We start from the raw sequence: 19,585 nt of genomic DNA, 5'->3' as shown, positions 1-19,585 counted from the left end.
GATGACATTAGTTTTTATATAAATAACTTTTTAGTTCAGTAATAAAAATATCAATCTCTGGTTTCGATATCGTCAAGGGCGGCAATAACCTCATAACGTTATTCCTGGCACCGCCTGTAAAGATATGGCTTTCGAACAGTAGCCGGTTGCGAACGTTGGAATATTGCGGCTGCATATCAACGCCCAGCATCAGCCCACGTCCACGGATCTCTTTTATACCATCAATTGCAGAAAGCTCTTTTTTCAGATAACTACCCATCTCTTCGGCATTTCGCACTAACGATTCCTCTTTTATTACATCCAGCACAGCTATTGCAGCTGCACAGGCAAGGTGGTTTCCACCGAAGGTAGTTCCTAACATCCCTTTCTTTGCTTCAAACGCCGGGGAGACAAGTACTCCTCCTATCGGGAATCCGTTTGCCATACCTTTTGCCATGGTGATAAGGTCGGGCCGGATACCCGATGACTGATGAGCAAAAAAATCTCCGGTACGGCCGTAGCCTGACTGAATCTCATCGAGCACCAGCGGGGTGTTGTACCGGTTGCAGAGTTCACGCAGCCCCTTGAGAAAAGAGTCCTCAGGTGTATAGATGCCAGCTACACCCTGTATCCCTTCAATAATTACAGCTGCTGCATCGCCCTTTATCAATTCTGTCTCTACCGCTTCAATATTGTTAAGCGGGACAAAAGTGACTTCATGGCCGGAATTGAACGGGGACTGAATAGCTGTGTTCTGGGTTACTGCAACTGCACCCGAGGTACGGCCGTGGAAAGCATCGTTGAAAGCTATCACGCGCTTTTTACCTGTGTGAAAAGATGCCAGCTTCAGTGCATTTTCATTAGCTTCGGCACCTGAGTTGCAGAGAAATAGTGAATAGCCGGGATATCCGCATATCTCTCCCAGCTTATCAGCTAGCTCCTGCTGCAATGAGTTTTGTACGGAGTTAGAATAGAAGCCTATCTTCTCAACCTGGCTACTGATGGCTTTTACATACTTCGGGTGGGAGTGTCCGATTGAAATGACCGCATGGCCTCCGTAAAAATCGAGATACTCTGTTCCCTCATTGTCCCATACACGGCATCCTTGCGCCCGTACAGGCTCAATATCCCACAAACTATATACGTTAAATAAGTTCATTTCGTTTTATAATAATAAGAGTATGCTCCCAAAAAACTGAAAATCAGAAATGATTATTTATATCACATTGAATAACAGTATCATCTTTTGCCTTCTTACAATGAAAGAGACTTTCAGGAGGAGACTCATAAAATAGATATTACAATTTTGCACTAAAAAGCAAATAATTATGCTGGCATATTAAAATGCGCTTCCTTTCAACTTCAGCCCCATTGTCTCTTCCAATCCGAACATCAGGTTCATATTCTGTACCGCTTGTCCCGAAGCACCCTTAACCAGATTGTCAATTATGGAGGTGATATGGATATATCCGTTGTGAAACTCAATATGTAACAGCCCCTTATTGGTATTTACAACCTCTTTGAGAGAAACCGGCACATCAGAAACGAACACAAAGGGAGATGTTTTGTAAAACTCTTTGTACAACCTGATTACTTCTGATTCAGTTGTTGTGCTGTTGAATTTTGTGTAAACACTGGCAAAGATGCCTCTGGCAAAATCTCCCCTCATGGGTACGAAGTTGATCTGTGGCAATCCTTGGCTGCCGGCGTTAATCAACGTGTTTCTGATCTCTTCCAGATGCTGGTGAGTAAAAGGTTTGTAAACAGAAATATTGCTATCCCGATAACTAAAGTGGGTTGTTTCACCTGGCCTTTTGCCAGCGCCTGTAGAGCCAGTGATGGCATGTACATGAATTTCGTCTGTTAACAGCTGCTTTGATGCTAGCGGCAATAAAGCTAGCATGATTGACGTGGCAAAACAACCTGGGTTGGCAACATTGCCTGCTTTGCGCAGTTTCTCCCTGTTCAGTTCACACAGCCCGAAAACGAACTCCCTGTCTTTAAACAGTGGCTTGTTGCGAAAATCGTTTCCAAGGTCAATAATCTTGCACCGTTTAGGTACATTGTTCATTTCCAAGAAGTTTCGCGACAATTCATGTCCCAGGCATAGAAAAATTAGATCTGGGTTGATAAAAGTATGGCTGAACACCATATCGGTTTCACCTAGCAGGTCGCGGTGGATCTCCGCAACCTGCATACCCGCCGAGGTGGTGCTTATAACCGATTCTATGTTCGCTTCAGGGTGGCGCAGCAGGATACGCAGCAGTTCACCTGCCGTATAACCAGTTCCTCCTGCAATACTTACATTAATCATTGTCGTGAATGGTATAATATATTTTTAACGGATTGGCAGTAACTTTCGTAAATCCCACTACATCCTCTCCCGAAAACGATTTGTTTGTCTCTCCGTACTCACCGAATCTTGGGCTCATAAGATCATAATCACTTGAGCAGCCTAAAACCGCGAAATGATAGGGGCGCAGTTCCACCTCCACTTCACCCGAGACAAATTTCTGTGTATCGTTGAGGAATGTTTCAATATTACGCATAACCGGCTCCAGGTACTGAGCTTCATGCATCAGCTGGCCATACCAGTTGGAAAGCTGATCTTTCCAGTAGAGCTGCTGCTTGGTAAGAACATGCTTCTCGAGCAGGTGATGAGCCTTTACAATAATCAGTGGTGCCGGCGCTTCGAAGGCTACGCGCCCTTTTGTTCCAATAATGGTGTCGCCCACATGCACATCGCGACCGATACCATATTTCGAAGCTTTCTGATGCAAGGCGTGTATCAGATTTACGGGATTCATCTTCTCTCCGTTCAGAATGAGAGGCTCTCCCTTTTCAAAACCAATTGTAATTCGTTCAGTACCCCAGTCGGTAACCTGCGACGGGTAGGCCTCTTCGGGCAGTACTCCCGACGATTTAAGAGTCTCCACACCTCCTACGCTTGTTCCCCATATACCCTGGTTGATTGAGTATTTAGATTTCTCCCAGGAGAAGTCGAATCCCTTCTCTTTCAGATAATCTATCTCCTGCTGGCGCGAAAGTGCCAGCTCTCTGATGGGAGCAATTATTTTTACTTCAGGTGCAAGCACTTCAAACACCAGGTCGAAACGTATCTGGTCGTTTCCGGCACCGGTACTCCCGTGTGCAACGAAATCGGCATTCAGTTTTTTTACATGCTCCATTACTGCCATAGCCTGAAAGAATCGCTCCGAGCTTACAGACAAAGGATAAGTGTTGTTTTTTAACACATTCCCGAATATCAGGTACCTGATGCCTTTTGCATAATAATCATCAACAGCATCAATGCATGTGTGTGATGTGGCACCCAGTGTGAGAGCACGCTCTTCAATGCGTTTCGACTCATCATCGGAGAAGCCTCCGGTATTAACTATTACCGTATGTACTTCCAGCCCTTTTTCGTTAATGAGCCATGGTACACAGAACGACGTGTCCAGGCCGCCGCTGAATGCTAAAACTACTTTTTGTTTCATTTTTTAAACATTTTATTTGCTTTTCTTCTCTTAATAACCGGTTTCACCACTTTTTTTGCGAAGGGGCTCGCCTGCACCGCCGGCTGTGTCTTCGAATCGTAAAGAAGTCCGGTACAAAGGCACATTTTATAGTTGTTGCGTTGCAGGATATCGTAGTTCCTGCAACCCTGGCATCCTTTCCAAAACTCTTCATCGTCGGTTAGTTCTGAGAAAGTGACTGGTTTGAATCCCAGCTCGGTATTCATTTTCATCACCGCCAGGCCGGTGGTTATACTGAATATTTTGGCGTTTGGATAAAGCCTTCGTGATAGATCGAAGATTTTACGTTTGATCCTCTTTGCCAGCCCCTGATTACGGTAGTCGGGATGCACCACCAACCCCGAATTTGCCACAAACCGTTTGTGGCTAAACGTCTCAATGTATGAGAATCCCACCAGTTTATCGCCATCGAGGGCGATTACTGCCTTGCCTGCTTCAATCTTTTCAGCAACATATTCTGCACTGCGTTTTGCAATGCCTGTACCCCGGGCTTGTGCCGATTCATAAATTAAATCGCAAATCTCCTGCGCATAACCTATGAAGTTGCTGTTTGCTATATGAATTTCTACATTCATCCTAAAACAATAATAATAATAATAAAATAAATTGATATTTGTTGTTACAAGTAACCTTTTGGCGAAAAAAGATAAAAGGAGAGGATACAGACAAAATATTGCCTGTATAATTTAAAAGCATCGTCGGACTAAGTCTGTTGCTTTACGGAAGTGTGTATGTTTAAATAACATTTTCATCGGACTGCAAAAGTAATCATTATATTTATAAATAGTGGTATTATTGAGAAAATCTTTTCTTGTAAAGGATGAAAAACAATATCAAACTGTTTTTTTGGCTTATAAAAAAAGCAAAAAATGCGTTAATTGAGTTGTCTTTTTGATGCTTTTGTTTTATTTTTGATTTCCGAACTACAATAATTACTTCTTATCCCATGGTGCTACGTGACTTTAATTTTTCTGAAGTTCACCCATTATGGTAACGTTTAAAAATATGGAAACAATCAAATATAGAAATTATATCTTGCGGAATTATACAGATATACCACAATTAAGTTCATTAAGCAAAGATGAAAAGGAGGCTATCGAAGTTGTAGGCCAAGTGCTGCCTTTTAAATCTAATAACTATGTTGTGGAGCAGTTGATAAACTGGAATAATGTGCCGGAAGATCCTATCTTCACCCTTACTTTCCCAAGAAAAGAGATGCTTTCGAAAAATCATTACTCGCAGGTTAAAAAACTGCTTTATGCAGATGATGAACCGGGATTAAAAAATAAAGTTAACGAAATTCGCATGGAGCTTAATCCCAATCCTGCCGGACAAAGTTACAACGTTCCTGCTTTAGATGGTATCAGGTTGCACGGTATTCAGCACAAATATCGCGAGACAGTGCTCTTTTTTCCTAGCCAGGGTCAAACATGCCATGCATATTGCACATTTTGTTTCCGCTGGCCGCAGTTCATCGGGATGAATGAATTGAAGTTTGCAATGAAAGAGGCCGGTCTTCTTCACAAATATCTTCTTACACACACTAAGGTTACCGATGTGCTTTTTACAGGTGGTGATCCGCTTACTGCAAAGGCAAACATTATTTCTGCATATATTGAACCACTGCTGACAAAAGAATTTTCACATATACGGAATATCCGTATAGGTTCAAAGACGCTGTCCTATTGGCCCTATCGGTTTCTGACGGACAAGGATGCAGACGATTTGTTACGTCTTTTCGAAAAAGTAAAAAAAGCTGGCAAACATCTTGCTTTTCAGGCTCATTTCAATCATCCGGCAGAACTTTCTACCGATGCTGTGAAGCAGGCTGTGGAAAGGATACAGAATACAGGTGCACAGATAAGGACACAATCGCCGCTCTTACGTCATATTAACGATGATCACGTTATATGGGGCGACATGTGGAAAGAGCAGGTGGCGCAGGGCATGATTCCCTATTATATGTTCATAGCGCGTGATACTGGCTCAAAAGCATTTTTCGAAGTTTCACTGGAAAAAGCGTGGAATATATTCCGTAAAGCTTATCGTAGTGTTAGCGGTGTTTGCCGTACTGTACGCGGCCCAAGCATGAGTGCCGACCCGGGTAAAATTCAGATTATGGGTATTACAGAGGTAAGAGGGGAAAAAGTGTTTGTACTTAGGTTCCTTCAGTGTCGTAATCCCGACTTAGTGGATATTCCTTTTTTCGCCGCGTATGATAAAAAAGCTACCTGGTTTAATGAGTTAAAACCAGCTTTCGGTGAAAAATATTTTTTTTATCAGAAGAATAATCAGCTGAAGAAAAATGAGAAGAACACAGATATTATATTTTAAAAGTGTTCTTTTACCCCTGATTATTTCAATTTATCAACAAAAAGATCAACGTTTTAAATAATTAACACATTATTTACCGATTTATTATTTATTTTGCTGTTTAAACTGGATTGTTTTCATTAAGTAATGAGCAGATTGTGTATTTGTTTATATAAGCCACATTGAAAAAATGATGCCAGCTGTAAATTGAAAATTATGGGTAGAGTTATTGCTTTGGCGAATCAAAAGGGAGGAGTGGGAAAAACCACTACTACGATTAATCTTGCAGCTTCGCTTGCTGCTTTGGAGAAAAAAGTCCTGGTAGTTGATGCCGATCCTCAGGCAAACGCCTCTTCAGGTTTAGGTATTGATATTAAAAAAACCACCTACACCATTTATGAGGGATTGATCGGCAAATGTTCTTCAAGGGAGGCTGTGCAACAAACCCCCTTTGAAAACATCGATATCATCTCATCACATATAAATCTGGTGGGAGCAGAACTGGAGATGGTGCAGATGGATAACAGAGAGAAAAAACTTCGAGACCTGTTGCTCCCTCTTAACAACGACTACGATTTTATATTGATCGATTGTTCTCCCTCGTTGGGCATAATTACCGTGAATGCACTTACAGCAGCCGATTCTGTTCTGATACCTGTTCAATGTGAATACTTCGCACTTGAAGGGTTAAGCAAACTGTTGAATACGATAAAGATCATTAAGTCAAAACTAAATACCAAGCTCGAGATAGAAGGCTTTGTTCTAACTATGTATGATTCGCGTCTTCGACTTCATAACCAGATTTATGAAGAGGTTAAGCATCACTTTAAAGAGTTGGTTTTCACTACCGTTATTCAACGCAACATTACACTAAGCGAGTCGCAGAGCCATGCTATACCGGCTTTGATGTATGATGCAGGATCAAGGGGAGCTGTCAATCATATGCAACTTGCCCAGGAGCTAATCGAAAAAAATTCATAACTTTGTGCACTTTGGTTTTTATGTTTGTTATTTGAATTATCGATTTAGAAAAGCATAGACCGGAAAATTATCAGGGTATATATTATGGCGAAAAAGAATGCATTAGGAAGAGGATTGGATGCTTTGATCACTTTTAACGATGGTGAGACAAAGGGCTCTTCTTCTATCAGTGAGGTGGAGTTGGGTAAGATTATTCCCAATCCCGATCAACCACGCCGGGTGTTCGATGAGGACGCATTGATAGAGTTATCGGCTTCCATAAAATCCATTGGCGTTATTCAACCCGTTACTTTAAGAAAACTGGATGAAGACGAATATCAGATTATTGCCGGAGAGCGTCGCTACCGCGCTTCACAGCTGGCAGGGTTGTCAACAATACCGGCCTATATAAAAACGGTTGATGATGATGATATAATGGAAATGGCGCTGATTGAGAATATTCAGCGTGAAGACCTTAACTCAATTGAGATTGCACTTGCTTATCAAACTCTTATAGACACAATGTCTCTTACACAGGAGCAACTGAGCGAGAGAGTGGGTAAAAAAAGGGCTACTGTTGCCAATTATCTGCGACTTTTGAAGCTTCCTGCCGAAGTGCAAATGGGGGTAAAAAACAAGAAGATTGATATGGGGCATGCCCGTGCACTAGTTACAATGAACGATCCTGTGGCACAGCTCTCGCTTTACAATCTGATTCTCGATGAGGAGTTATCGGTACGGAAAGTGGAAACAATTGTGAGGGAATTCAGTGACGGGGAACCCATTCCTAAGTCGATCTCTTCAGGTGGCAGCAAGTCACAAAAAAGGAAACCTGCGGTAAAACAGATGCTACCTGACGATTTTGACGCTTTAAAACAGCACCTTTCCTCCTATTTTAAAACCGATGTGCAGTTCACCCTCAACAAACGGGGAAAAGGGAAGATCACTATTCCATTTGAGTCGCCAGAAGATCTGGAGCGTATTATAGTGATGTTTGATAAAATGAAAAAATAGGCCGATGATGAAGCTTGCCCCTGTTCTTGTATGCCTGTTCTCTGTTTTTTGTTATGTCAAAGCCTATTCGCAGATTAATTTACTGCAACAGCGACAGGATTCGGCTCAAGTTATTATTGAGGATTCAGTGAAGGCTATCCGGCCTTCTGACACATCCACTCTTACTGTGCCGCAGCAAACAGTGGTTACGGCAAGCATAATTACCAAAGATTCAGCTGTGCATGTTAAGGAAGATACCATTAAGTTTAGAGATAGCTTCTTGATTGATGGCTCCACCAGTGACTCTTTTTTCACACCTTCATACCGGTTTAAGCCAACACCGCGAAAAGCAGTTATCTTCTCGGCATTGTTCCCCGGATTAGGACAGATATATAACAGGAAGTACTGGAAATTGCCAATTTTGTACGGAGGCTTTGTCGGATTTACGTATGCTATCACCTGGAACAATGGGTATTACCGTGATTACCTGGGAGCATATCAGGATATCATGGATGATAACCCTGATACCAACCGTTGGCATAACATGCTGCCATATGGCCAGGATCCTGCAACTACAGATATACGTTGGTTTACTGATGTTTTGAAACAGCGTAAGGACTATTATCGCTATTACAGAGATTTTAGTATTATTGGAACATTTGCCTTGTATCTGATAGCTATTGTGGATGCATATGTAGATGCCCAGTTGTTTGATTTCGACATAAGCCCCGATTTGTCAATGCGTGTGGCACCGGTGATGGTTAAAGACGAGAGGTACGGTTATAATGGAAGCTCATCATTGGGAGTGCAGTGGAGTTTTAATTTCTAACTATTTAAATGTCAACTCCATATTTTAAGGAGTGGTAATCTTATCTTATGAAGAAAAATTTATTAGTTACACTGATATGTTTGTTGATTAGTGCTGCACTGACAGCTCAGGAAAACGGCCATGCAACCTCCAGGGAAATAAAAGACAACGAGATTGTTTATCCCGAAAGTATGACTGAAAAGCTTAGTGACCTGCTGCACAACTGGCAGCTCGATCTCTCAAAAGCAAATGTTGATTGTAAACGTGGGGAGAATGTTACTTTTCACGATACTGTTTTTATAAAAAGGCTTTACCAGTTGCCGACGGTGATGGAGGTCTCGTTCAACAGCGTGGTGAAAAACTATATCGAGATGTATGCCATCCGGAAAAGGGAGCAAGTGGCATATATGCTTGCCCTGGGGGACTACTATTTTCCTATGTTTGAACAGGCTTTGGACAGGCATGGCCTGCCTCTGGAACTGAAATACCTGCCGGTCATTGAGTCGGCACTGAATCCGGTTGCTGTATCACGTGCCGGTGCTACAGGGCTGTGGCAGTTTATGCTTCGTACCGGTAAAGGATATGGGTTGGAAGTAAACAGCCTGGTCGATGAGAGGAGGGATCCTTACAAGGCCACTGAGGCTGCAGTACAATATCTGAAGGATCTGTACGCTATTTATGGGGACTGGAACCTGGTCATCGCAGCATACAACTGCGGACCGGGCAGTGTGAATAAAGCTATAGCCCGAAGTGGTGGAAAACATGATTATTGGGAAATATATTACCTTTTGCCACGAGAGACAAGAGGGTATGTTCCTGCCTTTATTGCAGCCAATTACATTATGAATTATTATGCAGACCATAACATCTGCCCGGTACACCTTTCAGGTGCAAACACTGCATTGGATACGATTCAGGTAAATGAGCGGATCCATTTCGAGCAGATTGCAGGGGTGCTTGATCTGCCCGTAAGCGAGTTGAGAAGGCTTAACCCGCAGTTCAAGAAAGATATTATTCCCGGTAACTTCAAACCATATGCTTTGGTGCTTCCCACTGAAAAAATGTATTCTTATATCGATAAAAATGACTCGATAGTAAATTTTGAAAGAGGAAGATTTCTTACTCACAGAGTCAACACCGAAAACTATCTGAACGGATCGGTATCTTCAGGGTCGGGAAATACGGCAAACATTTACTACCGTGTGAAAAAGGGGGACAACCTTTCTGCCATTGCCGGGAGAAACGGCATTACCCTGGCACAGCTTAAATCATGGAACGGGCTTAAATCAGACAGACTGAGTATTGGAAAACAGCTGATAGTGGGCAAACGGGCAGAGGAAATATCCAAAACCGAAAATGCAGAACAGGTATCCACAGAGGCATCAGAAGCCTCTGCCGGCGTTACACGCACGGAGAATCTATATTATCGGGTAAGAAAAGGAGATACACTTGGAAAAATTGCACAGCGTAATGGTGTGAAAGTGTCTCAAATTCAGTTTTGGAACGGGCTGAGCTCAACAAGAATAGGAATTGGAGACCAGTTGATAGTGGGTAAAAAAGTGGTGCCAGTTCCTGAAGTAAAGCCAGAAGTGGGAAAACAAGAATATTCGCGTGCAGAGGATTCAGGAGAGGGAAGCAGTGTTATATCAAATTACTTGAAAGAGCAGATCGGTAAAAAGGATTGCAGCCTCTCCGCTGATAACCTGGTAAAGGGTTCAGATGAGAATGGCGAGGCGGTACAAGTGGTTATTGATGATGAAGATCGCATTAATCAACTAATGGACAGAGTGGCTGAAGAGGGGCAGGAAGAAGCACCGGAAGAGGGTGAAAAAGCAACCACTGCCGAAGTGAGCCGGTATAATTAGTCCGGTCTTGTTACATAACCAGTACTTTTCTCGATCTTGTTATACCATCAATAGTTTTTACCTTTACAATATAGACTCCTCCGGGCAGGTGTCCCGATGAATAGGAGACTCTGTTTATACTTAGATCTGCCTTTTCATGATAGATTTTCTGTCCCGAAGAGTAATATATTTCCCATTCAATTATGTCGTAGTTCGATTCTATGAATATCCTCTTCACCTCCCTTGAATGATATGCTGTAAGTATCGGCTCTTCCTTCTCAGGTGTAACAGCTACGGATTCCTTCCCTGATGTATAGGGAATAATCATGAATGAGGTATTAACTGGATTTTCAATGTTTTCTGACGATCTTACCCAACCCATACTGTTTCTCATCCAGGAAGTGCAGATCATTCCGGAACCAATTTTTCTGGGTTCAATGTTGAAGGCTGAGAAGCCGTCAGCTATTCCTTTTGTTTCATAGTAGGAGATATAAAATCTGCCAGAGACGGTTACAGGATTGATGAATTTTATGTAGTTTTCCACACTGTGCCTCATATCGCGTGGTGCAACCGGGAAACCTGAATTACTGAAAAACATGAAACCGTAATTAAAAGGCTGTTCATATAGCAGCCTTTCAGGGCCGTTTTCGCCTGAGTAGACCCTTATACGAATGTTCATGTTCAGGATTTTGTCTGTTGCCGGAGATGATATAAACACACCTTGGAGCCGGGTATCGGCTTTTGCAGAAAACTCTTCTGCAAACTCACTGTACCCGTATGTGTTGTTTGTAGCAAACATAGGGATGGACTGAAAATAGGACTGCAATATTTTTTCATCATAAATAAAGTTATGGCTCCTTGTGAGCGGACTGTTGGCGTTTGGATTATACCCATCCATTTGCGTTGCTTGCGAATTTACCGGGTCAAGGTAATAACTGATAGGGTTTGGATTATTAAGCGATCCCTGAACATTCCAGAATCTGTAAAGAGAGGCATATATATCGGGGCCACGTGGTGATGAACACTGAGAGACACCTCCTGTGAGTGTGCCGACAATTCTTTTATCTCTGTCCAGCAGCGGAGATCCTGACGAGCCACCTTCGGTTGAGCCTGTATCCCATTCATTAATCACCCAAAAAGAGTTAGGTTCCATATTGTATTTAGGATCATCAAATGATCCGATGCTCAGAGACCTTGTTCCGATAGCAACTTTCTTTATACCCCCGTTAGGATGATGCAATCCATGAAAGGGTGCAGAAGGAGCAGTGTTTGTATTCCATCCCAGGTAGTATGGCTGGTACTCTTTTGGTGGGGCTTGTTTCAGTTTCAAAAGTGAGATATCGTGCCGTTCACTGATAAGTACCGAATCGGCCGAAGCCATTGTCATTTGCAGAGGGCCCCGGATATCAGTGGAGCAGACAGGTGAGTTATAATTGAAAAAGGCGACAATGCTGCCAGCAACGAGATCATATTTTCTGTTTGCAAGGAATGATGCATTATAGTCTTTGTTAAGGCAGTGGGTGGCAGTTATTAAATATGGTATTAACTCATCAGATGTATTGTTTATAAGAGAACCGGTGCAGTAGGTCGTTCCGTTAATAATAAGCGCAACAATGCCGCTGCCAGGCTGAATATTCTCCGGGTAACATACTAAATTGGGATGACAGCTCTGTTCCGGGTCCCTTGGTTCTGTAGCCCTGAAAATACCCATAAAATCGTGATTTACCTCACCTATCTCAATCTCTCCGCTGAATGTTGCATCCTGCGGCTCCTGATACTCCACAATTAACTCATCTCCTCCAAGGGGTTGAACAGGGAGCATGTTTAATTCTGTGTTGTTTTTCTCGGTATAAGATCCCAGTACTTCTGTCTGACCTGAGTTATAGATAAACACTTTTGCTCCAGCTGGAAGCTTGAATTTAGAGAAAAATATATTCAGGGAGTAAGCTCCTTTCGAGCGGATGCCGACACGCCACACTTTCATGCCTCCAGCAGAGAAAATGATACCTGAATTGTCGGGTCTAAGGTGTACGTGAAATTTATGAGCAAACTCAAGGCTTTTGAATTTAGACCGATCCTGTTCTGAGCGCCTTAATGCTGCCTGCGTATCAAAAGAGGGCATCTCAATGAAAAAATCCGTTGCCGGAGCAATAGCGCGTGCGCCAGCATCAGCATGGAATGGAAGTGGCATCCCTCCATAGCTTATCTGCCCTGAAACAGTGTACGGGAATAGAGAGATGAAGAAAAGGAAAAGGTTCTTCAGGCTGGGTATTACAGTGTATATGTTAGGTCTCATTAAAAACAGATACAAATTCAAAAAATAAATTGTTATTGCAAATGTAAGGTTTTTTAAGAAATAGAGCTATTTTTGCATCGAATAATTTTATCTCATAATGTTTAATTTGAAAAAATTCCTTGACGAGAAATCCAATCAGTATAATCAAGTCTCATTTATAGAAAATGATCCTATTTCAATTCCCCACTTATTTTCTGCAAAAAAAGACCGCGAAATAATTGGCTTCTTTGCTGCAACACTTGCGTGGGGACAGAGAAAAACGATTATTTCAAAATGTAAAGAGCTTGTTGAGAGGTTTGGAAACGAACCCTACCGGTTTATTATGGAACACAGCGACCGGGATCTGAAAAATCTGCTTGGTTTTAAACATCGCACCTTTAACGATACCGATCTGCTTTACTTTGTAAGTTTCTTACATCATCATTATACCATTTATGACAGTCTTGAAGATGCATTTCTTAACGGAGGAATGTTCATCTCTATTGAAAAATCACTCATCAGTTTTGAACAAGCGTTTTTCAATCATCCTGACGCACCTGCACGTACCAGGAAGCATGTGGCAACTCCTGCCCGCAACTCTGCCTGCAAGCGGTTGAATATGTTCCTGCGGTGGATGGTGCGAACCGATAGTAACGGTGTGGATTTTGGCCTTTGGAAAAGGATTCCGCAGAGTGAGCTTATTTGCCCCGTTGATTTGCATGTCGACAGAACCGCACGGAGCTTGGGGCTGATTACCCGTAAACAGACTGATTGGAAAACAGCAATTGAGCTTACCGAAAACCTGAGGTTGCTTGATCCTGACGATCCGGTAAAATATGATTATGCCCTTTTCGGATTATCTGTATCGGCGGACTCCACCCGTTAACACTATCTTCCGGGTGAAAACAAATTTGCAAACAGTTACCAGTTCTCAATTGCATCTACCAGTTCTCAATTGCATCGCGCTCTGGATATTCAATTTTTGTCGGCCTTTTGGAAGAGGCAGTTACAGGCTGCCTCCATATTCCATTAAATAGGCTTTGATGAATTCATCCAGGTCGCCATCCATCACCCCATTTACGTCTGATGTCTGGTAGTTGGTACGGTGGTCTTTCACTCGCCTGTCATCAAAGACATAACTGCGAATCTGTGATCCCCATTCTATTTTCTTTTTGCCCGCCTCAATGGCAGCTTGAGCTGAGCGGCGCTTTTCAAGTTCCATCTCGTAAAGCTGTGACTTAAGCAGTCGCATAGCGTTTTCACGGTTGCCCATCTGCGAACGGCTCTCGGTATTCTCAATCACTATCTCCTGCTCTTCACCTGTATCGGGGTCTTTGTATAGATAATGCAACCTGACACCGGTCTCCACCTTGTTCACATTCTGTCCTCCTGCTCCCGAAGAGCGGAAGGTGTCCCAGCTTAAGTTCGCCGGATTTACTTCTATCTCTATAGTATCGTCAACCAGAGGAACAACGAATACCGAAGCAAAGGATGTCATACGTTTACCCTGTGCATTATAAGGGGATACACGCACGAGTCTGTGAACACCGTTTTCACTTTTCAGGAAGCCATAGGCCAGATCGCCCTCCACCTGCAGGGTTGCGGTCTTGATACCTGCATCATCGCCATCCTGCCAGTTGGTTACAGTGGTCTTATAATTTTTGTCCTCACACCATCGCTGGTACATTCGGAAAAGCATGGAGGCCCAGTCCTGGCTCTCTGTCCCGCCAGCACCGGCATTGACCTTTAAAACGGCGCCAAGCTGATCCTCTTCACGCCGAAGCATGTTTTTAAGTTCCAGGTCCTCAATTATTTTGAGGGCTTTTGCATAAATGACGTCTGCCTCCTCCTCAGATACAACACCTTCCTTCATAAAGTCATAAGCAAGCTGCAGCTCATCCACAGCAGCCTTTACCTCGTTGTAGGCATTAAGCCAGAATTTTAGTTCCCTTACCACTTTCATCTGTGCTTCTGCCGCTTTGGTGTCGCTCCAGAAATCGGGTGACTGGGTACGCAGCTCTTCCTCTTCAAGCCGGATGCTTCTTGCATCTACGTCAAAGATACCCCCTCAGCGCTTTCTCGCGCTCCAACAAATCTTTCAGTTGTTCTGCAGTAATCATATTGTTTTAATTTTATATTTCAACACACTAGTCTCCGATAATAAAAAGATCGGCAATAATTGAGCAGATTGAGCTTATAAGTGCCACTAGAATTCAGCGTTTTACAAGTCAATGTAAATCCATTTCTATAATTCAGCATTTAGGCTGAATTCAAGTTCATTTACTCTTATTTCGACTGCAACCGGCACAATTACAATATAATATAATATATTATTTTGTTTGGTTTTTTAACAGGACCATAATGGTTTCAGCATACAAAAATAAGTAAAAGATGGGAAACAACATCATTTAAAGTTTTCCATTATTAAACAACGGACCCCGATTTTTAAGACTCTCGAAGTAATCAACTCTTAATCAGACAGAATAGTCAAAGTGTCTCCTGCCATCAATATGGGGCCTAAATGTGGATTCCAGGACTTTAGTTGTTCTATGGAGCAATTGAATTGTCGTGATATTGAATAGAGCGTTTCGCCCATTTTAACGGTGAGCTTTAGGGGACCGTCCTCGCCTATTTTAATTACTGCAGGCTTGGGAACTATCACTGAGTCTTCTCTAAGGGCGACACAGATATCAGCTTTAAAAACAGTGCCACTTTCAGGGCCATCTCTTCTGCTGTCAGATTGGCTCCTCCCGGGAGAGGAATTTTCATGCGTATTGGCCTGTAAAAGAGTTACGTGATTATTGCTGCTATTGTTTTGGCCTGACATATGTATATCATCAAAAACTGTTTCAGCTGGCTCTCCCGCTTTACCTGATAATGCTGACTGAGCATTCTGTATTTCTGGCCCTTCATTTGATGCTGCTGGATTAAATACTATGCTTTTCTTCTTTTTAGACTGATTTTGTTGTTCAGTATAAACCGGGTTCTCATTCAGAACCCTTCCTCCGCGAATATAGCGGGAAGCATAATATGGCTCGGTCGACCTTGATATTATAACCCCGTTGTTGGTGGATGCATGAAGAAATGTGAAGTGCCCTTTGCCAAGCACATCTTTTACAATCCCTACATGTCCCACGTTGCCGTTATGAGAACGACCCTCGAAGAACACCAGGTCGCCCGGCCGTAATTCTTTTCTGTCATCTATTCCGGGAAACTGCCTGTACTGGCCGGATGAACTCGGGCTAAGGCTGTATCCGAATTCACGAAAGACAAAAGATGTAAAGCCTGCACAATCGAACGCGTTGGGACCTTTTCCGGCGTACCTGTATGGCCTGTTCAGATACTTCATGCCATAGCCTAGAATATGCTTCTGCAATGGAGTGTCAGCCTTAGGGTAAGAGACGTTTATTTTTCGTGCTACGCAAGATGCCAGCAGGGATGATATAAATATGAGTAACGCGATTTTTTTGTACATCACTTTAAAGATATCTCTTTAGACTTTCGATTTACACATGCGAAAGTAAGGAAAATCAGGCAAATAAATTGAACTTGTATCTTTTATTTAACAATAAATAGTGTTGTTTTGGACACTCCTTAACATAAATGGAGGTGAATGCGGCTGTTTTTTTGTATTTTTGGGCATCAAAATATTATTATGCTGCAACTGAAAAATATTATCTTCGATTTTGGCGGTGTGCTGATAGACTGGAATCCTGCATATCTTTACAGAAAAGTTTTTAATAAAGAGGAAGAGATGAATTATTTCCTTGATAATGTTTGTAAGCCGGATTGGAATGTACTGCAGGATGCAGGCAGGCCTCTGGCAGAAGCTACAGCTATGAAACAACAGGAGTTTCCCCGGTATAAAGAGGAGATAGCCATGTTTTACGGCCGCTGGGGGGAGATGTTAGGAGGTACGTTCGAAGAAAATATTAGGCTGATTAAACCTCTAAAAGAGAAATACAAGATCTACGGACTTACCAACTGGTCGGCCGAAACCCTTCCGATAGCTATGGAGCGTTACGATTTCTTCCGCGATATGGATGGAATGGTTGTCTCGGGAGAAGAAAAACTGGTTAAACCCGATAAAAAACTGTATCAGATTTTACTGGACCGATATTCCATCAAACCTTCCGAATCGTTATTTATTGATGACAACATCGAAAATGTGAAGGCTGCAAAAGCTATGGGATTCCACACCATCCACCTGACTGAAGATGTGAACCTGGAACAAGAATTGAAAAATAAAATGGTTCTTTAGCATTTAATCACCAAAGTCACGCTATTTGCATATCAATTATACTGAGAGCCTGAGTTGAAATATTAAAACCTGCAGAGCACATTTATTAGCCCTGTGAAATTTACTTAAGAAACATATATTCAGATTATTATTTTGTCTGTTTTTTGTGTCGGCTCAAGTGTGTTGGGTCAAGTCTTTATAACAAGTCATTTGCTAGTATTAATTCTTTTAGATTGCCATAGGCCTAAATAATTCAAGTTTCGTATGTTAAGTATTAAAATAAATATTCACTGAAATGATTTAATGATGAAGGGTCAATAATAACACATTTTAACTTTTAGTCGGGACTATCTGTTTATATTATTACTAACTTTGCAGCCGATAAAACAATGTGGAAAGATTTGAACTGCTTGCAACCACAGAAAAAAATGCTAAAACGCTTTACCGCATTTCCCTTTCTCTTATTTGCTACAGTTCATCAAATTTACAATTATAAATGAACTATTTATTTACCTCCGAATCGGTGTCCGAAGGGCACCCCGATAAAGTAGCCGATCAAATATCGGATGCTTTGCTTGATGAGTTTCTGGCATATGACCATAACTCAAAAGTAGCTTGCGAAACTCTTGTAACCACTGGTCAGGTGGTACTGGCAGGAGAAGTAAAATCCCGTGCATATGTAGATGTAGCAGAAGTGGCGCGACAGGTAATAGCCAATATTGGGTATACGAAAAGTGAATATCGCTTCGAAGCTCTTTCTTGCGGTGTTTTTTCAAGTATTCACGAACAATCAGATGATATCAACCGTGGTGTTGATCAAAAGTCGGACCCCATGGACCAGGGAGCCGGCGACCAGGGAATGATGTTCGGTTATGCTACCAATGAGACCCAGAATTATATGCCACTGCCGCTCGATTTAAGTCATGCCTTGCTGCAGGAACTGTCGAATATTAGGAAAAATGAACCTGAACTTATGCCTTATCTTCGTCCCGATGCAAAGTCACAGGTCACTGTGGAGTACAATGAAGACGGTGTGCCTCAACGTATCGATACTATAGTGATTTCTACACAGCATGATGAGTTTGAGAAGCCAAGGGGTAACACGAAAGAAGATGCCCTTGAGGCTGACAGAAAGATGCAGAGCCGTATCAAGTCAGATGTGAAGACAATACTGATTCCACGTGTTCAGGCTCAGTACAGAGGAAGGAAAGATATACAAAAACTTTTCGATGGAAATATAACCTATCATGTGAATCCTACGGGGAAATTTGTTATTGGCGGGCCACATGGCGATACCGGGTTGACCGGCCGCAAGATAATTGTAGATACCTATGGCGGAAAAGCACCTCACGGTGGTGGAGCATTTTCGGGAAAAGACCCCTCTAAGGTGGATCGTTCAGCAGCATACGCGGCACGGCATATAGCCAAAAATATGGTAGCTGCCGGTGTTGCTTCTGAGGTCCTTATTCAGGTTTCTTATGCCATAGGCGTTGCAGAACCAATGAGTATTTATGTTAATACCTATGGCAAAAGCAATGTTAAAATGTCGGATGCAGAGATTGCAAAAAAGGTAAAAACCTTGTTCGACTTGAGGCCCAAAGCTATTGAACAGCGACTCAAACTGCGTAACCCAATCTATCTTGAGACAGCCTCTTACGGACATATGGGACGTGAGTCTCGTGTGGTGAAAAAGGTGTTCAATTCACGTTATATGCCCGAGCCGGTGATAGTTTCAGTAGAGCTTTTTACATGGGAGAAGCTTGACTACGTTGATAAGATCAGGAAAGAGTTTAATTTGTAAAATCGTGGCTCAGGGATATTTCCGGGGTTTTAGATGATTTATTCCTGCCTCGCCTGATTGGTTTTGGCTTTGCTTGACTGATCTTGTTTTTGAATGACTTATTCATGCCTGGCTTGATTTTTTTTGGCTTTGAGTTAATGATCCATGCCTGGCGTTAACGATCCCTGCCTGGCGTGTTTTCTTTTGTTTGAAGGAGGTAAAATGAAAAAGAGAAACAAAGAAGTGGTTGTTTACTGCGCTTCCAGTTCTGAAATAGACCCAATCTATTTTGAAGCGGCAGCACAATTGGGAAAAATGTTGGCAGAGAACAGTATAACCTGCATCAATGGTGCCGGCAAGCAGGGTCTGATGGGTGCCCTGAATGACGCGGTATTGAAATATGGGGGTAAGGTAAAAGGGGTTATCCCAAAATTTATGATCGATGCCGGATGGGGGCATGATAGTCTTACCGAGACCATTGTTACCGAGACCATTCATCAGAGAAAAGCGGCTATGGCACATGCTGCCGATGCCGTGATAGCTCTTCCCGGGGGAGTAGGGACACTGGAAGAGCTTGCGGAAATTATTACATGGAAGCAGTTGGGGTTGTATAACAATCCCATTGTCCTTCTTAATATCAATGATTACTATCAGCCGTTGCTATCTTTTTTTGAGAAGATGATTGATGAGAAGTTTATGAGAGCTGATTACAGTGGCCTCTGGAGTGTGGCGTCAACTCCAGGCATGGCTATCAACCTGATTGAAAAAATTCCTTGCTGGAACCCCTCTTTTACCAAATATAAGAAAAAAGAGTTGTAATTTTGTGGAGAAACGATGTAAACATTTAATAATAAAGA

The 19,585-nt window shown here is 42.4% G+C and carries 16 protein-coding genes; 9 read left to right on the top strand and 7 right to left on the bottom strand.

Features of this window, described 5'->3' with window-relative positions:
• Window positions 1–7: 7 nt before the first annotated feature.
• From KDN43_RS01070 to KDN43_RS01055, 4 genes are all read right to left on the bottom strand, one after another.
• On the bottom strand, window positions 8–1,138 hold the full coding sequence (locus KDN43_RS01070; RefSeq protein WP_238867861.1) for an aspartate aminotransferase family protein: 1,131 nt from the start codon (window positions 1,136–1,138) through the stop codon (window positions 8–10).
• Window positions 1,139–1,318: 180 nt separating this feature from the next.
• Entirely contained in the window at window positions 1,319–2,293 is a 975-nt protein-coding gene (argC, locus tag KDN43_RS01065) for an N-acetyl-gamma-glutamyl-phosphate reductase (protein ID WP_238867860.1), read from the bottom strand.
• The gene (argG, locus tag KDN43_RS01060; protein ID WP_238867859.1) at window positions 2,286–3,476 is read right to left on the bottom strand and encodes an argininosuccinate synthase; all 1,191 of its coding nucleotides are present in this window, start codon (window positions 3,474–3,476) and stop codon (window positions 2,286–2,288) included. The genes argC and argG overlap by 8 nt, the downstream gene beginning before the upstream one ends.
• Window positions 3,473–4,090, bottom strand: a complete 618-nt coding sequence (locus KDN43_RS01055) for a GNAT family N-acetyltransferase (protein ID WP_238867858.1) — start codon at window positions 4,088–4,090, stop codon at window positions 3,473–3,475. Before KDN43_RS01055 ends, argG begins: the two co-directional genes overlap by 4 nt.
• 430 nt (window positions 4,091–4,520) lie before the next feature.
• Here KDN43_RS01055 and KDN43_RS01050 point away from each other — a divergent pair, with 430 nt between their 5' ends.
• From KDN43_RS01050 to KDN43_RS01030, 5 genes are all read left to right on the top strand, one after another.
• Window positions 4,521–5,849, top strand: a complete 1,329-nt coding sequence (locus tag KDN43_RS01050; protein WP_238867857.1) for a KamA family radical SAM protein — start codon at window positions 4,521–4,523, stop codon at window positions 5,847–5,849.
• A 195-nt stretch (window positions 5,850–6,044) separates the two neighbouring features.
• Window positions 6,045–6,809 (top strand): ParA family protein, encoded by a 765-nt coding sequence (locus KDN43_RS01045; protein ID WP_238867856.1) that lies wholly within the window; start codon window positions 6,045–6,047, stop codon window positions 6,807–6,809.
• Window positions 6,810–6,893: 84 nt separating this feature from the next.
• A complete protein-coding gene (locus KDN43_RS01040; RefSeq protein ID WP_238867855.1) occupies window positions 6,894–7,802 on the top strand; it encodes a ParB/RepB/Spo0J family partition protein in 909 nt (302 codons plus the stop codon).
• 4 nt (window positions 7,803–7,806) lie between these two features.
• The gene (locus KDN43_RS01035; protein WP_238867854.1) at window positions 7,807–8,610 is read left to right on the top strand and encodes a DUF5683 domain-containing protein; all 804 of its coding nucleotides are present in this window, start codon (window positions 7,807–7,809) and stop codon (window positions 8,608–8,610) included.
• A 47-nt stretch (window positions 8,611–8,657) separates the two neighbouring features.
• A complete protein-coding gene (locus tag KDN43_RS01030; RefSeq protein WP_238867853.1) occupies window positions 8,658–10,454 on the top strand; it encodes a lytic transglycosylase domain-containing protein in 1,797 nt (598 codons plus the stop codon).
• Between the two features lie 10 nt (window positions 10,455–10,464).
• Here KDN43_RS01030 and KDN43_RS01025 read toward each other — a convergent pair whose 3' ends face one another.
• Window positions 10,465–12,729 (bottom strand): trypsin-like serine protease, encoded by a 2,265-nt coding sequence (locus tag KDN43_RS01025; RefSeq protein WP_238867852.1) that lies wholly within the window; start codon window positions 12,727–12,729, stop codon window positions 10,465–10,467.
• Between the two features lie 97 nt (window positions 12,730–12,826).
• Here KDN43_RS01025 and KDN43_RS01020 point away from each other — a divergent pair, with 97 nt between their 5' ends.
• Window positions 12,827–13,594 (top strand): TIGR02757 family protein, encoded by a 768-nt coding sequence (locus tag KDN43_RS01020; RefSeq protein WP_238867851.1) that lies wholly within the window; start codon window positions 12,827–12,829, stop codon window positions 13,592–13,594.
• A gap of 120 nt (window positions 13,595–13,714) precedes the next feature.
• Here KDN43_RS01020 and prfB read toward each other — a convergent pair.
• Together prfB and KDN43_RS01010 are read right to left on the bottom strand one after the other, a co-directional pair.
• Window positions 13,715–14,828 (bottom strand): peptide chain release factor 2 gene (gene prfB, locus KDN43_RS01015; RefSeq protein ID WP_238867850.1). Its coding sequence is split into 2 segments (ribosomal slippage): window positions 13,715–14,764 and window positions 14,766–14,828, totalling 1,113 coding nucleotides; the frame shifts between segments, so codons are not numbered across the junction.
• 350 nt (window positions 14,829–15,178) lie between these two features.
• Window positions 15,179–16,183 carry a C40 family peptidase gene (locus KDN43_RS01010; protein ID WP_238867849.1) on the bottom strand — a complete coding sequence of 335 codons (1,005 nt, stop codon included), beginning with the start codon at window positions 16,181–16,183 and terminating at the stop codon, window positions 15,179–15,181.
• Window positions 16,184–16,363: 180 nt separating this feature from the next.
• Here KDN43_RS01010 and KDN43_RS01005 point away from each other — a divergent pair, with 180 nt between their 5' ends.
• The 3 genes from KDN43_RS01005 to KDN43_RS00995 all read left to right on the top strand — a co-directional run bounded on the left by KDN43_RS01005 (window position 16,364) and on the right by KDN43_RS00995 (window position 19,547).
• Window positions 16,364–16,969, top strand: a complete 606-nt coding sequence (locus KDN43_RS01005; protein ID WP_238867848.1) for an HAD family hydrolase — start codon at window positions 16,364–16,366, stop codon at window positions 16,967–16,969.
• A gap of 475 nt (window positions 16,970–17,444) precedes the next feature.
• The gene (gene metK / locus KDN43_RS01000; protein WP_238867847.1) at window positions 17,445–18,749 is read left to right on the top strand and encodes a methionine adenosyltransferase; all 1,305 of its coding nucleotides are present in this window, start codon (window positions 17,445–17,447) and stop codon (window positions 18,747–18,749) included.
• A 201-nt stretch (window positions 18,750–18,950) separates the two neighbouring features.
• Entirely contained in the window at window positions 18,951–19,547 is a 597-nt protein-coding gene (locus KDN43_RS00995) for an LOG family protein (RefSeq protein ID WP_238867846.1), read from the top strand.
• Window positions 19,548–19,585: the final 38 nt, after the last annotated feature.

Source organism: Proteiniphilum propionicum (assembly GCF_022267555.1).
GTDB classification, from domain to species: domain Bacteria; phylum Bacteroidota; class Bacteroidia; order Bacteroidales; family Dysgonomonadaceae; genus Proteiniphilum; species Proteiniphilum propionicum.
This window is presented reverse-complemented; position numbering and strand designations above follow the sequence as displayed.

Coding starts and splice junctions, on each gene's coding strand:
- KDN43_RS01070 (WP_238867861.1), bottom strand. CDS start 1,138: ATGAACTTATTTAACGTATATAGTTTGTGGGATATTGAGCCTGTACGG.
- argC (WP_238867860.1), bottom strand. CDS start 2,293: ATGATTAATGTAAGTATTGCAGGAGGAACTGGTTATACGGCAGGTGAA.
- argG (WP_238867859.1), bottom strand. CDS start 3,476: ATGAAACAAAAAGTAGTTTTAGCATTCAGCGGCGGCCTGGACACGTCG.
- KDN43_RS01055 (WP_238867858.1), bottom strand. CDS start 4,090: ATGAATGTAGAAATTCATATAGCAAACAGCAACTTCATAGGTTATGCG.
- KDN43_RS01050 (WP_238867857.1), top strand. CDS start 4,521: ATGGAAACAATCAAATATAGAAATTATATCTTGCGGAATTATACAGAT.
- KDN43_RS01045 (WP_238867856.1), top strand. CDS start 6,045: ATGGGTAGAGTTATTGCTTTGGCGAATCAAAAGGGAGGAGTGGGAAAA.
- KDN43_RS01040 (WP_238867855.1), top strand. CDS start 6,894: ATGGCGAAAAAGAATGCATTAGGAAGAGGATTGGATGCTTTGATCACT.
- KDN43_RS01035 (WP_238867854.1), top strand. CDS start 7,807: ATGATGAAGCTTGCCCCTGTTCTTGTATGCCTGTTCTCTGTTTTTTGT.
- KDN43_RS01030 (WP_238867853.1), top strand. CDS start 8,658: ATGAAGAAAAATTTATTAGTTACACTGATATGTTTGTTGATTAGTGCT.
- KDN43_RS01025 (WP_238867852.1), bottom strand. CDS start 12,729: ATGAGACCTAACATATACACTGTAATACCCAGCCTGAAGAACCTTTTC.
- KDN43_RS01020 (WP_238867851.1), top strand. CDS start 12,827: ATGTTTAATTTGAAAAAATTCCTTGACGAGAAATCCAATCAGTATAAT.
- KDN43_RS01010 (WP_238867849.1), bottom strand. CDS start 16,183: ATGTACAAAAAAATCGCGTTACTCATATTTATATCATCCCTGCTGGCA.
- KDN43_RS01005 (WP_238867848.1), top strand. CDS start 16,364: ATGCTGCAACTGAAAAATATTATCTTCGATTTTGGCGGTGTGCTGATA.
- metK (WP_238867847.1), top strand. CDS start 17,445: ATGAACTATTTATTTACCTCCGAATCGGTGTCCGAAGGGCACCCCGAT.
- KDN43_RS00995 (WP_238867846.1), top strand. CDS start 18,951: ATGAAAAAGAGAAACAAAGAAGTGGTTGTTTACTGCGCTTCCAGTTCT.